The following is a 13,855-nucleotide window of genomic DNA, read 5'->3' as shown; positions in this document are numbered from 1 at the left end:
TGAAACTTCTTAATTTACCGGAAATTCTATCGTTTGCCTCCGCCCGCGTTCTCTTCGTAATGATCCCCTGAAACCCTGATTCTAGGGTTGAGTGTCAAAAACAGTTTTCTGTGTTACAAAAAGAACTAAGTATTTTGATAAATATAAAGTTAATTGTCAGGTTTATCGAAAGTGCGATCGCCTCCGCTACATTCGATATAAAATCTTTATAAAGAGTGAGTATTTCTAGACAAATTTACGCTATTGGGAATCAGACCACTATGAAAGTAATCGAGCTGCTCAATAATTACAAAAACGGGTGCAGAGATTTTGCTGGCGCCGACTTGGGCGGAGCCGACCTCAGCGGAGCTATGTTGGACGGAGTAAACCTTTCGAGGGCTAACCTGTCGGGAGCTAACCTGAGTCGATCGCACCTAACCAAAGCAGAACTCAACGGCGCCAACCTTTGCAGGGCAAATCTGAGTTTTGCCAAAATGGGGCAAGTCAGATTAGCCGACGCCGAACTCACGAAAGCCAATATCAGTGGAGCTTACCTCGTTAAAGCAAAACTGCCCAGGGCTAAGTTGAGTGGCGCGCAACTCATCGGTAGCAACCTGCGGAACGCCATCCTCTGGAATGCTAATTTGTGTACGGCTGACTTGCAATTGGTCAACCTGCGGGGCGCTAACCTCACGGGAGCCAACCTCAACTGGGCTAACTGCGAAGGAGCAAAACTCAGCGGTGCAAAGCTCTTTGCTACTCAACTAACAGGCATTATTCTCAGGAAAGCTTACCTCAATGGCATCGACCTCAGCAGGATAGACCTCAATGGTATTAACTTCAGCGAAGCCAAACTCAACGGGGTCAACTTGGAAAGCTCGAACTTGGTAGCAGCCAATCTCAGCGGCGCTCAGTTGCGCGGCGTCAAGTTGATCGGAGCAGATTTAACTAGAGCAAATCTAGTGGGAGTTTCTTTGGTGCAAGCAAACCTCGATTGGGCTAAGCTGTGTTACGCCGACTTGAGCGAAGCAGATTTGAGTGGCGCAACCTTCATCGGAGCTAACTTTGATGGTACTGTGTTAGTGAGTTCGACAAATGCTGCACCTTTGAAATATGGTGTCTGCTTAACTGTGACGGGTTATGTTGCAGCCTAAGCATTCAGCAAAAATCTACTCTCGCAGTGGTTTAACTTTTGATGCAGACACGATCGCTTTTGTGAGGGTGCTCTACCCACCAGAAATTTATCGCTATTTTTTAAAGTTTCTAGCCTCAACATTAAGCTCACCCGATTAATTTTGCCACTCGCAAAGCAGAGGTAATCGCTCCTTCGTGCAAACCATCCCCCAAATAAGCTCCCGCATGATAGGTATTGTTTTCGCCGTTAGTCTCGATAACTTCGTCTCGGTATCGAAAAGACTCGACACTATACAGTGGCGTGTGATGTTTTTGAATGTGAATAATTTGGTTTTTGTCGATCGCCTCCTCCAACTTAAACGCTAAACTGTACTCTCGCGCCGATGTAATGCCACAAAGCTGATTCAAGCTCGCATTGTAGCCCCAGCCCTTGTCCATCTCGAAAAAATCGAATTCCGATAACTTGCGAATACCGTAGCGATCGTACATCGAAGTATCCGAATGTAGCACAGTCGTGGCATAATTGGGTTTCCAGGCCACAAACCGCTTCGTTTCCGCCTCCGTCGGCTCAGCCAACAGCCTCATCACTTGGTCTGGCGGCACCGCAAAAACCACCTGATCAAACTCAAAAATCTCCCCATTCGCCAACACAATTTTTACAGCATCAGCACTTCTAAAAATCTTGGCAATCTCCACATTCAGCAGTATATCGCCTTTAAACCGCTCCAAAATCTTTTCAATGTAAGAATAAACCCCGCCTTTAATTCTCACCCAATTCACCGAAGCATATTCTCGCAGCATCGGCATCGCCAATTCTGCTGGAAAATCATCGAGCAATTCCAACGGTATAGAATAGCTGTACATCGTGAGCAACTTCAGCCAATCATTGCGAATGCACGAGGTTCTCAAACTATGAGAAAGTGGCATATCGTAGAAATCATGCTGTTTAGCAAACCGCATTTTTAAAATAAATCCCGCCGAGCGAGCGTAGAAACTATCGAGCCGCAAATACTCAATTAGGCGTCGGATTCCCGTGAAGTTCTTTTGAATAGCAACCGCCGATAAAAAGTGACCGCCATCTTTTAAAAACAGGGCAGAACCAATCTGTACGGGTTCTAATTCAACACCTAACTCTCCCATTAAATTAAGGAAATTGTAAAACACAGTGGGAAATTCCAGGACACCATTTTCTAATATTTCCTTGCACTCAGATTGATTTGGTAAAACATTTTTATTCAGCGTGCGAATGTGTCCGCCTAAAATTGCTTGACTTTCCAAAACAGTGACATGGTGTCCCTGTTTATTGAGCCAGTAGGCTGTAGCCATACCGCTAGCTCCGCCCCCAACAATTGCAATTCTCATGGTTGTTAACTCCTAAATTGATAGAAGACGGCGGTTGAAACCGCGTCTACACAAACACTCACCCGCCTCCGCGGGTTGAAGAACTGGCGGTGAAAATTACGTTATTTTCTTTAGTCCGCGGAGGCGGACATCGTTTGTGTAGATGCGGTTTCAACCGCCCTCTGCATCTGCCCTCACCTCATCGATATCAACCAATTTTCGATCGCCCAAACCTCAATCCAATCCACGAAATCTCACAGTTGTTTAATTGTGATTCCTCACCCTAAAATCGCATCACCGGACAAACGTTGATAAAGCAGCGCGCCCGTCCAAAATGTCGGCGCAAAGCCTGGATAGCCCGAGGAGGCGTTGCAGAAGTAGAAATTGTTAAGGGATGTTTCGTGATTTAGCCGATCGACTCCCATGTTTTTCGGCGTCAGGGTAGAACCGTAGGAATTGCCGTTAGGACACCAGCAAAAGCGCTCGTTAGTCGTAGGACTTCCGGTAATATGAAAAATCATGTGTTTGCGGAAATCTGGAACATAGTGTTTTTCAACTACGTCTAAAATTGAGTCTAAAATTTCTTGTTTTTTCTGCCTGTAAGCTTTGCGATCGCTTTCCCAAAGTTGTTTAAAATAACTGTAATTAGCAACAGTCAGAAATTCCACAATTTGACAATCTTCGGGACAATCTCCCCGCGCTTCGGTCAGTAAAGTCGGCGTGGTAATCGCGAAACTCGGACGAGAAAAATCATTTTTATCGTACATTTGAGCAAAAGCTTCATTCAGATCCAAATGTTCGGAATGAAACGTATTCCAATTGCCAAAGCCGTAGTCTCGGAGGTCGATATCTTTGACAACGCAGTACACCATGTAGTTGGATGCAGAATACTCATAGTTGAGTTTCCGTCGCACTGTTTTCGAGAACAGTTCCTCACCAATCATCTTGGCCGCTCTTTTCGGGTCGAGGTTGCAAATCACCGTGTCGCCAGTGAATTCATGGGTTTGATGAGTAGTTAAATCCATCGCTTCCACTCCCGTCACAGTTCTATCTGTCAGCCGGAAATTCGTGACTTCATGGTTTAGTAGAACTTTCCCGCCGTTAGATTCAATGACTTTAACTAAAGAATTGATGACATCTTCAAAATGCTGCGTCGGGTAAAATGCACCTTCTTGATAGCCTCGAAATAAGGCAATCCAAGCATAGAAAGAAAGCTGGTTCGGAGGTAGTAAAAAGTCCGGCCATTGCAGGGCTAATAGGGTCTGGGCGGCTTGCGGGAGTTTGAACTTATCAAAAACGTCTTGAAGCGTGCTGTTGAGGTGTTGGATGGCACAGAATACGTCACCGAAGTTTTTGAGCAATTCAATTGGTTTGACGGGAGGAGCGAGTTTTCTGAGTCCTTCGCCGGTTTTTTCGACTTCGTTGACGAATTTGCGAATTCTGTCGCCCGCTTCGGGAAACAGCGCCGACAATCTGCGGATTAGTTCCTCTGCTTCCGAGGGAATATCTAGGGCGTATCCCGGCATTCTCATGTGGTCGAACCCATTCGGATCGTAGCGCTCAAAGGTGACATTGCGATCGAGATTGAGTTTTTTAAGGACTCGATCGACTGTATGTCCTTCGCCGCAGTCCCAAACGTAGTGGAATTGGGCATTAAACCTGTATTTTTTGGCCATTGTAAAGCTGTGGCCAAAGCCTCCGGGGTGCTCGTGAGCTTCAAGGATGTGCACGGTTTTGCCGGAGTTTGCCATCAAGGCTCCGAAAACCAGTGCTGATAAACCACTACCGACGATGAGGTAATCTGTTTTCATAGGACATTTCCTCGATCGATTGCATCGGGCGATCGTTGTTTATCTAAACTAACTCTAAATTTTTATAAAAGTGTCAAGTAAAGCAACAACATTGCTGACCACGGTAGCTCAAACATTGTATTAAAGCCGTTTTGCGGTTGCTGTTAAGATTAATTAAGTTTTTTTTTAGCTAACTTTATCGATTGTAGGGCGAGCTTTCCATGTCGCCCCACAGTATAAGAAACCAGGTTTTTACCTTTGTACGTAAGTCTTAAGGTATAGACTAATTTACCTAATTAGGATGATGTTAATTAGATGTCCGATCGCTTATTTGTGCGGTACTATCACATCAAAAAAGGCATCCTCCAAATCGTAACCAAACATCTGCGACATCGCCATCAACTTCGATTTACTAGGAATTCCCTGCTGGTTCAACCAATCAGTCAACACAAAAATTTTGCTCATCAAAAACATTTCTAAAGCTTCAGGATTGTACTGAATGCCTTGGGTGCGGTGGAACTGGTGCGGCACCAACATTGCGGAATAGCGGGCTAATTCTCCGGCTTTCCAATCGAGCAAAAATGGCAGCCACGGATAACAAGCATCCAAACGAATAAACCAAAGCCGTACTTCGGGAAGTTCCGAGATTTCTCGCGGATCTAATTCTTCGCGCGGATACTCTATTTCAAATTGTAGCTGCTGTTCGTTTTGGGCGATCGCCCCTTGGGCCAACCACTGCTCGATCACAGTCCGCACCGGAGACAAATCTAAGCTGTTTATGCGATCGGCATCAATCGCTATCATAATACTCATAAAAAGTCAACCTTATAGAATTAAGTCATTATTTATAATACCACCAATTAGCTCGTACCTGATAGATGACCACAATAAATTTGGTTCGTAGTGAGGACTTTAGTCCTGATTTTTGCGGACTAAAGTCCTCACTACGAACGGGTTTGTAGTGAGGACTTTAGTCCTTCTTGAATTCCTCACCACGAAAGGTTCGTAGTGAGGACTTTAGTCCTTCTTAAAGGCGGACTAAAGTCCTCACTACGAACCTTTTAATCATTTATTTTACGCAGTAAATCAGCCATTTTTTCCGAATTTGGTATCTTGCAAAGAACTACCAATCCCCTGAATAATTCCCCGCCCTACCAAACCAATTCCCCGCCCGATAACCTGCGTCAAAACGTAAACAACCGCAGCACCCAACAGCGAAATAACCGCGCGAACCCTAGGTGTGATCGCATCCCGAGTTTCCAGCAGCAAAGTCAAAGCCAACTGCCACCCAGAAAGCTGTGCCAACTCCAAATTTCTCGGAGCATAAATGGAAATTCTCTTAATTCCCGAATCGCCCAAAACAAACAACCAAAACCTGCTTTCAAAAATAGCTTTCGGTTCTACAAAATAGCTATCCCAGCGATATCTCCACGATAAATCATTCCGAAACCGCTCAATTTCTCGTGTGGAAATCAACTTGCCATCGTAAAAAGTTTGCTTGATTTCCTCAATATCCGCAAAATTATTCAGCAGAGGTTGCACCACTCCGCTAGCAACTTGAATTACCAAATTTTCTAACAAAGCTTCAGCTCGCTGCATCGCTGGCGGGCTGCCAGCAACACAAGAAATATTGTCAACTGTTAACGGAATTTCAAATAGGAAATGTGCAAACAAATCAACAGTCATGGGGATTTTGTCAAGGATTTCGACGGCAACTGCTTTTTCATCTGCCAGCAGCACAGGCACAACTTCTACACTGCTGGCGGCAAATAAAGCCGCAGAGCTTCCCGCTTGGCTTTCTAGCAGTTTCAAGCTGCTTTGACTGCCGTCAACAACCCTAGTTTCTCCGGTTTGCACCCTATAGTACCTGCCGAAAAAATCTATGATTGTCGCTTCCCACAAATCTTGCAAAATAGCAGGCATTTTTTCCGAAAGTTGAGTTTGCTGCACTTGCGAAAAACGCAATTCCTCCAGCAAATCCCGTAACTTCCGCACGATCGAACTCATCAATTCGCGCTGTTTTGTCGATCGCAAAATATCGATTTCCAAAGGCACGCCAGTCAAATTCACTAAATCTAACTGCAATTTACCTGCCACAGAGTCAAACAAGCTCCCTTGCCAATCACTTGCAACTGCCAAAGATTCAGCCGAAAATCGAGAATTCGCCACTTGCAATTGAGCATTATTTAACAAATTCTCCCCTCTTCCTTCTCCCGTATTTCTTCTCCCGTCTTCCTCTTCCTTCTTGCTTCTTGCTTCTTCCTTCTTACTTCTTCCTTCAAACATTAACTGACTGACAATCCAGCGAGCGGCTAGCAATTCTCGGCGCTTCCCGCTGAGTACAACTCCATCTAAAATAGTAACTAAATCTGTCGGCTCTGCCGCTTTAACTTGTTGCAAATCAGCTTTGACAACCGCCAAAGCTGCATCTATTTCCTGCAATCCAGACAAACAAAAATAAGCCAGTATTTTTTTGTGTACTGGCCGATCGACTATCGGAGCGCCTGCTTTTTCCCCTTTACTTGCTGGGGAGTTTTCTATTGTTTGAACCGCTGAATTTAGCTCTATTTCCGAGTTAGCTGCCGCATCCGCCGGCCAATAACTGCTGCCCGATGCCACGGCGCGAATCGCTGCGATCGTCTGGGCAATATCTCTACCTTTAGGACAATAGCCATTTGCGCCCGCAGCCTGTAATTCTACCAACATATCCCCTGTCAGCGGCCCTCCCAGCAGCAATAGCGGCAGGTTGGGGTACAAACTTTTGAGTTGCCGACAAGCCGCCAGCGCTGCGATGTGAGCCGATCGCACATTCAGGGTCTCAACAGCCAAAATTGCCAAATCAGCGGGCTTCTGGGTTGATCCAGAGGCGATCGAGCGAGCTTCCAGAATCGGGAACGCCTCGGTTGCGTTGGCAACCTCTGCGACAAATTCCAAGTCTGGATGCTGCTCGCAGGCGACTCGCAGCCCCAGCCGGAAAATGGGGTCGCGATCGATCGACAACAGTTGCAAATTAGTCACTGGATTTTTAATTTGAGATGTTAGAGGTCGATCGTGCGAAAACCCAATTACTCCGGAATCAAATTAGCATCAGGAGGCCCAGCCGGTTGAGGAATTGAGGGTGGCGGTGGTTCCGGAGCCGGAGCCGGAGCCGGAGCCGGAGCCTCTTGTCTGGCCGGCGGATAGTAAGGTTCTGGTTCCCTCGCAGGCGGATAGTAAGGTTCCGGTTCCCTCGCAGGCGGATAGTAAGGTTCCGGAGCCGGAGCCTCTTGTCTGGGTGGATAGTAAGGTTCTGGAGCCGGAGCCTCTTGTCTGGGTGGATAGTAAGGTTCTGGAGCCGGAGCCTCTTGTCTGGCGGGCGGATAGTAAGGTTCCGGAGCCGGAGCCTGCTCGGGAGCTGGCGCGTACTCTTGCTGTCGCGGAGCCGGTGCGTACTCTTCCTGTCGAGGAGCAGGTGCGTACTCGCGAGCCGGTTCGGCCGCCGCTGGTGGCGGTGCAGTGTTGGCTCTGAGTTCGGCACTCCAACGCCCGATCGCCCCTGCGGCCTCTGAATGGAGCGCTCTACCGTAACCGATTTGGGAAGCCATATCGATCGCCGCCGAGAGACTACCGCCCGAAGCCAATTCCGCAGCTCGATCGAGAATCGGTCTGTCTTGAGCCACTTGCAATTCGCTCACCCACTGATAGACATTATCCTGAGCTTTAGCGTACAAAGTCCTGCCGCTCTTAATTTCCGAAGCTTTTTCAACAGCCGCGCTCAGTTTTCCTTGCTTGGCCAGAGCGATAGCTTCATCCAAAAACGGCTGATCTTGAATAACTTCTATCCGTTTCGTCCACTGAGCCAAGAGAGTTTGCGCCTCTACCCTGCGGGGGCGGTTTTGAGATACCAGCAGTAGCTGAGCGATACCCCCCTTGAGTCCTTCCACCGTTGCCGGTTCTGCCAACTGCTTCGCTAGGGAGACAAAAGATTTGTCTTCGATCCGCTGAATTTCCCGGCGCCAAGCAGCCACCAAAGTTTGAGCGTGAACCCGCCGCGGCTGTTTGGGCCCGATCCTTTGCGCTTGCTCGATCGCCATCTGAAACGCCCCTGTCTGACCAAAATTAGCGATCGTACTCGCCACTTGCAGGCGCACCAAATCTTGAAACTGCACCTGCAAATTTTCAATTTGAGTTTGAGCCTGCTTGTACAGCGGGCGGCCTGGAGCTATTTTGCTAGCAGCGCCCTGCCCTTCGAGCAAGATAAAAATATGTTGCGCCAGCGGTGTCGATATCGACTGGTTCCAAGTCACCGCCTGAGCTCTACCCAACTGCATCAAATCTTGAGCTTCCGCAAACAGCGGCGAATCCTGGGGCACCACCGAAGCAGCCTCGATCGCCCCCGGGAGGTCTTTTGCCCCCAAGCGCTTAGTCGCCATTGCCAGCAAAGTCCGGCTCCAGCCCTCTATTTCCTTTTCAGCTTTAGCGCGGGCAAAAAGTTGCGGGTCTATTTTACGAGCCAGGACGATCGCCTCAGCGAACTTTTGCGGAGTTCCCTCCTTCGCCAAATCTCTCGCCTCTTGCAAGCGTTGCCAGCCGTTTCTTTCCAAAGAAATCTGCTGGATCAGCTCGTTGTAACGCTTCTGACTCCAGAAAATATTTTCCAGCTTGAACAGAGCTTGAGCGTAATCCCAGGCTTTTCTCAAATCCTCACTTTTCAAAGCTGCCAGGGCTGTATCGTATAATTTTTGACCTTCCTGCCAATTTTTTTCCCAAGCATTCACAGCCTCCTGTACCTCTGGGTAAGACGGACTGGTTTTGGGAATTTTCGCCACAATGTCCAGAGCGCCTTTCAAATCGCCCTGCTCAATTTTTGCCCTAGCAAATCCGAGCATGGCTTTCGACCATTCCCCGATCAAATGTTGGCCCTGCGAGTACAGCGGGTGTTCTTTCGGCCAAGCCTGCACCAGTCCTATTGCCGATTCTAGCTGTTCTAGCTTGCCCGACTTCGCAGCTTGCTGAGCGCAGTAAAGTCGCTCTCCGTCCGCCGCCAGCGGTGACAGTTGCTGGCAGTTGGGCGGCGGCGGCATCGTCAGCAACCACAGAAATGCAGCGGCACCGGTTACTCCAAATCCCACCAGAAGACTGAGCCAGATGAGCTGCCACTGCCAAAAAGTTCTTTTGCCCTCCCGAGGCGGGGCCTGGTGGCTAGAGGAACTCCCATCGCCTGTCGCCTCTGCACTCAACTGTGCTGTCGGTTTGGTGGATGGGTTGTATTGCGGTGGTGTGTGGAATTGGTCAGATTGTCGTCTCGCCATTACTTCAGCCTGTCCTGTAATGCGCTCTCTGCGTAACACTCCCACATCAAATCATAGATTGTGATGTCGGCTTCTGACTCCTGTTAAGGAGATCGAGAACTTCCTTAAAGGTACTGGCAATCTTTCCCTCTACGGCGTTTTATAGTGAGGCTCGTGTCCAGCCCCACTGCTTGCTTCGATCGCTTTTTTGGCTCTAGAAGCACGTAAATCATACCAGTTATCCAACAATTATTCACAACTCCCGGGGGAGTTTAGCGGAAAAAACATGATCAACCCCCCATCAGTCTACCAATTTTCGTATTCAAGTATTTATTGAAGATTTTCGATTTGACTTTGCAGAGCAATTTTTTTTGTTAAACTAAGCTCTCATCATCAATCCGGATCAGAAATTCACCCGATCGTCCTGCTGCGGTTTCAACGGCAACTACAGCAACTTTCCTCAACTTTTTGCCGGCTCAACAATCAACAAGGTACTCCAGCCCAGTTAAATCTCAACTTTTACCTGTAGCGAGCGGCTGGATGTGATTTTTGAGGTTTAGTCGTAAATTTTTAGTCGTAAATTTTTTGGTGATCGCCCTTTGGGCTCAGCGAGTCTCACTATTTTTAACTCTGCCCAACGCCGCCGCCCGACAGCAATCAAGTCCGAGGAATCACCGATACTTAACTCATTTTATACCGCCAACAGCCATGGTGAAAACACTCTGTTTCGCCAATGGCAGTGGCTTGCCCATAGGTTACGAAGCTTTCGGCGTATCGCTGACACTCGATTCTTCCGCGGCTGGTACGGACGAGCGGTATCCGTAGAAATCAATCCGGTAGTCTACAATTTTTACACCAGTTTGCTGTTGAATTTGTTCCAGCAATTCGATCGGCAATTCCACGTGAACGTCGAGGATTTGAGCCGTATCGAGACAATTAACATGAGAGTGAGAATCGCTGACATTCCCATACAAGCGTCCGTCCGAGCGTTCTACGCACTCAATAATCCCGGAGCTCGACAAAGCTTCGAGATTTTGATAAACAGAAGTATGACCGATCGAATGCGCTTGTTGGTTCAGGCGATCGTAAATTTCGCGAGCCGAGAGGTGTTCTTTGGCATCCCACAAAAGTTCTAGAATAAATCGACGCTGGCGGCTCAAGCGCATTCCCATCGCCTGACAGCGGTTTAAAGCATCTTCTAATGAACGAATTGGTTTCACAGCTACCGCCTTCTAAAGCCTGCTCGATTTTTTATTCTGGTACAATACATTGCACACCGATCCTATATTAATTAATTCTAACGCAGGGTTGCCTAAGAGTAGAAGGTAGAGGGCAAAAATCTGTTCCAGAGTGCATTTTTTCGAGTTACTGCTCAACTCAGGCTGCCAGCACGCACCCAAAAATTATTCTCCTCAAATATATTGCGGCGGCTCTATCTTCTACTACTACTGCAACAACTGCTAGGAAGAGGATTTGAGCGCGTGAACCAGTAACTTGGCAATTTCCGAGAGTTGCTTTTTGTTGAAGGTTTTGAGCAAAAGCTTCACTACCGCCTTCGGTTCGGCGGGAAGTGCTGCTGGCTTCGCTGCTGCTGGTGCTGCTGTCGCGCTTGCCTCTGCTGGTTTTGGGGCCGCTGCCAAAAGTAGCAAATTTTTACTCGGAGCGATCGTCTTGACTTTCCCCCCTTGTACCAAATCCCCAGCATCCTTGAGTTCTTTGATAATCAGCGGAGCTAAGACTTTATAAGAGTTTTTGGGATTAACGATCGCCCCTCTAGCTATTTTAACTAAATTTTGCCAAGGCTCAAATTTAGCTCCCAACTTATAGAGGCGAACGCACACAGCCGCCAACTCCTGACGGCTAGCAGCAGATTCTTTCTGCTTGAACACCTGCAACATCTCTTTAAGTAAAACCATGACTTCACCAGCAAAATTTGCCGGCGCGGCCCCGGCTGCTGGAGCCGCCCCGGGCGCACGAGAGCCAGCAGTAGCAACCGCTGGAACTTTACCCGCCGCCAAGTTTTTGAGATGAGTTTCCAGTTGAGCAAAAACTGGCATCACCTGCTGGACAAGTTTTTCTCCCTCTTCATTCCTCAAGCCAAAAGGCCCTTCCAGTCGTGCGATCAAGTCTTTAAGCGTATCAACTCCCTTTAAAAATAAGGATTCTGCCGTTTGGTCAACCTGCTTGACGGGCCCGTCCTTGAGCACCTTAAAACAATCTTCCAAGCGGTGAGCGGTTGTTTTAATACTATCCAAGCTGAGCATAGCCGCCCCTCCCTTCACCGAGTGGGCGGCTCGAAACATCTCCTGGACGCTTTCGGGATCTTTCATGGTGGACTTCAAATCCACTAAACCATTTTCTAGAGTATCGAGATGCTCCTTAGCCTCTTCGATAAACAAACGCATAATTCGGTCTTGCTGATCTGACACGACAGTCCTCCTAACAATCTCAGCACCGTTTAAGCTCAACTCCACAAATTTACATTTGTTTCGATCGCGCTCTTGATGAAGGAAGAACCTTCAATCGTGCAACGGCTGCACTCACCATCCCCTATTCGGTAAACGCTTTGGGGAATACTTTTCGGATGATATTCAAGCTGCCATTAATATCAGCATTCAGCGACTTGCCACTCGCAGTCTCGCACAGACGGCGCTACACTCTACGATCGCTGAATTTTGGCACGGCATCGCCAAATTGGGGCAGTCGATCGCAGTTTAAAGCGGATGCCTTGGATGAATAGGTTTCCTCAGTCACAACGATCGCAATGCGTTCTAGTTGACATTTGTAGCCAATCATCTCAATCAAACCGTCAGGAATCTCGACACACTTGTGGTTATTGGGCTGGCAAGTGTTGATTGACTGCTTCCACTGGTTATTTTTACCGATGACCAACGCGCCCGCCTCCTGCTGCTTCAGATCGTTCACCACTAATCTACTCGTTTGACGCAAGTAGCTACCAACTTACTGATGGCTCGATTGCCTGGGCCGATCGAGCCGATGAGATGTTTGACCCTTGCCGGATAGGCTTTGTAGCTGCGCTTTACGCTTGTTATAGAACTGGTTTACTGACTTGGGAGGCGTTCTCCTTACCAAGAGCAGGACGAATCCCGATCGGTTTGGCGATCGAGCCACAAGGTTGTCTAGCGATCGGTTTGGCGTGCCAGCAACGAACAAGCCCCCAGCGGGGGGCTTCTCAGGTCGATCGCAAACAGTTTCTACAACAAGTGCAATTACAACTGTGTATTAATCGCACTTGTTTGATCGATCGCACGTAGCAATGCGAATTTCACTCATAGATAGATGTACAATGCCGCTGACAAGTTCAGTCTTGTAAATTGATTCCTTGCTTGGATCGGGCACAACATAGCGACCGTGAGTTTTGTTTTGTAACCAGATATTTTAGGATCACACAGAAACTTCTCGGAACTCTTGCCATCTTCCCTGATTGCTGCAAAGTAGCTCTTCCAACATTTGACGGTGCGCTTAACTAATTGCTTGCTAACTTTTGTTGGCAAAGCTTTGTCAGCCTCCGACTCTTTGCTCTGGTAGTAGAGGTAATTGAGTCCCCACGCCTTTTGCTACAAAAAATCGCTTTCTACAGTAGTAATTAACTAGATTGTAGAGATTCTTTGCCTTGAAACTGAGGTCGTCAATCTCAGCCCAATCTCGGTGGTTTTTATCAATAAGATGGCGTTCAACTAGCCTCATGTTCTGCATCCTTCTTCGCCTGAGGAATATCTGCTGAACGTTAGTCGTCGATCGCCTAAACCATTTAGATATCTACAGTTTAAGCGAGTTTTGTTGGAAAAATCAACTATTATAGCCCGCCAAAACCACGCTCTTGGCGGGACAAAACGCGACTCCAGGCCCGAGTCGCAAGCTTCCATGCAAAATATTCTAGCCCTGCCTCAGCTAGCTGACTCCAAATACTGCCCAGACTGGGCAGTATTTGCTTGGAAACAGGTGTGGCGGACGCCGAAGCTAGAGTTCTGAGGGTGTGTCGGGAGCGATTTCGATGCCCATTCCTTGTTGCACCATCTGCTGATCCGTAATCAAGTCATTCAATTCCTTGACTTCGACACCGATTTTTTGGCAAGCCAGTTTCAGTTCCCGCTCAAAGGTGTTGAGGTCGCTTCCGTAGCCGCAAAGCTCCGCGGCTGTGGATATTCCTTGTTGGGCGTTGGCTTTGGCGCAGTCAATCAATTCAAGGCCTTGGGGAGGCGCGGAAAAATAAAATACCAGTCAAATTGGGGTAATCGTGATATCCCATTTCGGTAAAGTTTCAGAACGTTGCCATAAGGGTAGATACTCTTTTAACTTTTTTGGTAAGACTTTTATTCC

Annotated in this window: 11 protein-coding genes; 2 read left to right on the top strand and 9 right to left on the bottom strand. The window is 47.8% G+C overall.

Annotated elements, in window-relative coordinates:
* Window positions 1–260: 260 nt before the first annotated feature.
* A complete protein-coding gene (locus QZW47_RS04485) occupies window positions 261–1,133 on the top strand; it encodes a pentapeptide repeat-containing protein (RefSeq protein WP_293124453.1) in 873 nt (290 codons plus the stop codon).
* Window positions 1,134–1,260: 127 nt separating this feature from the next.
* Here QZW47_RS04485 and QZW47_RS04480 read toward each other — a convergent pair whose 3' ends face one another.
* The 8 genes from QZW47_RS04480 to QZW47_RS04445 form a co-directional block, all read right to left on the bottom strand.
* Window positions 1,261–2,475, bottom strand: coding sequence for an FAD-dependent oxidoreductase (locus QZW47_RS04480; protein WP_293124451.1), 1,215 nt, complete (start codon window positions 2,473–2,475; stop codon window positions 1,261–1,263).
* A 257-nt stretch (window positions 2,476–2,732) separates the two neighbouring features.
* Window positions 2,733–4,265: an NAD(P)/FAD-dependent oxidoreductase gene (locus QZW47_RS04475; protein WP_293124449.1), complete on the bottom strand. Its 1,533-nt coding sequence runs from the start codon at window positions 4,263–4,265 to the stop codon at window positions 2,733–2,735.
* A 306-nt stretch (window positions 4,266–4,571) separates the two neighbouring features.
* Window positions 4,572–5,057, bottom strand: coding sequence for a CRR6 family NdhI maturation factor (locus QZW47_RS04470; protein ID WP_293124447.1), 486 nt, complete (start codon window positions 5,055–5,057; stop codon window positions 4,572–4,574).
* Window positions 5,058–5,330: 273 nt separating this feature from the next.
* Window positions 5,331–7,262: a DUF3685 domain-containing protein gene (locus tag QZW47_RS04465; protein ID WP_293124445.1), complete on the bottom strand. Its 1,932-nt coding sequence runs from the start codon at window positions 7,260–7,262 to the stop codon at window positions 5,331–5,333.
* Window positions 7,263–7,309: 47 nt separating this feature from the next.
* Complete coding sequence (locus QZW47_RS04460; protein WP_293124443.1) at window positions 7,310–9,535, bottom strand: hypothetical protein; 2,226 nt, start codon at window positions 9,533–9,535, stop codon at window positions 7,310–7,312.
* 734 nt (window positions 9,536–10,269) lie between these two features.
* Complete coding sequence (locus QZW47_RS04455; protein ID WP_293124441.1) at window positions 10,270–10,734, bottom strand: Fur family transcriptional regulator; 465 nt, start codon at window positions 10,732–10,734, stop codon at window positions 10,270–10,272.
* Window positions 10,735–10,974: 240 nt separating this feature from the next.
* Window positions 10,975–11,919, bottom strand: coding sequence for an Hpt domain-containing protein (locus tag QZW47_RS04450; protein ID WP_293124439.1), 945 nt, complete (start codon window positions 11,917–11,919; stop codon window positions 10,975–10,977).
* 247 nt (window positions 11,920–12,166) lie between these two features.
* The gene (locus QZW47_RS04445; RefSeq protein ID WP_293124437.1) at window positions 12,167–12,439 is read right to left on the bottom strand and encodes a hypothetical protein; all 273 of its coding nucleotides are present in this window, start codon (window positions 12,437–12,439) and stop codon (window positions 12,167–12,169) included.
* A gap of 77 nt (window positions 12,440–12,516) precedes the next feature.
* Between QZW47_RS04445 and QZW47_RS04440 the strand changes: the two genes are divergently transcribed.
* Window positions 12,517–12,789 (top strand): hypothetical protein, encoded by a 273-nt coding sequence (locus QZW47_RS04440; RefSeq protein WP_293124435.1) that lies wholly within the window; start codon window positions 12,517–12,519, stop codon window positions 12,787–12,789.
* Between the two features lie 706 nt (window positions 12,790–13,495).
* Here the strand turns inward: QZW47_RS04440 and QZW47_RS04435 are convergent.
* Window positions 13,496–13,717: a hypothetical protein gene (locus tag QZW47_RS04435; protein ID WP_293124433.1), complete on the bottom strand. Its 222-nt coding sequence runs from the start codon at window positions 13,715–13,717 to the stop codon at window positions 13,496–13,498.
* Window positions 13,718–13,855: the final 138 nt, after the last annotated feature.

Origin of the sequence: Microcoleus sp. bin38.metabat.b11b12b14.051 (assembly GCF_013299165.1) — a bacterium.
Lineage (GTDB): Bacteria > Cyanobacteriota > Cyanobacteriia > Cyanobacteriales > Microcoleaceae > Microcoleus.
The sequence above is the reverse complement of the archived record's forward strand: the minus strand, read 5'-3'. Positions and strand labels throughout refer to the sequence as shown.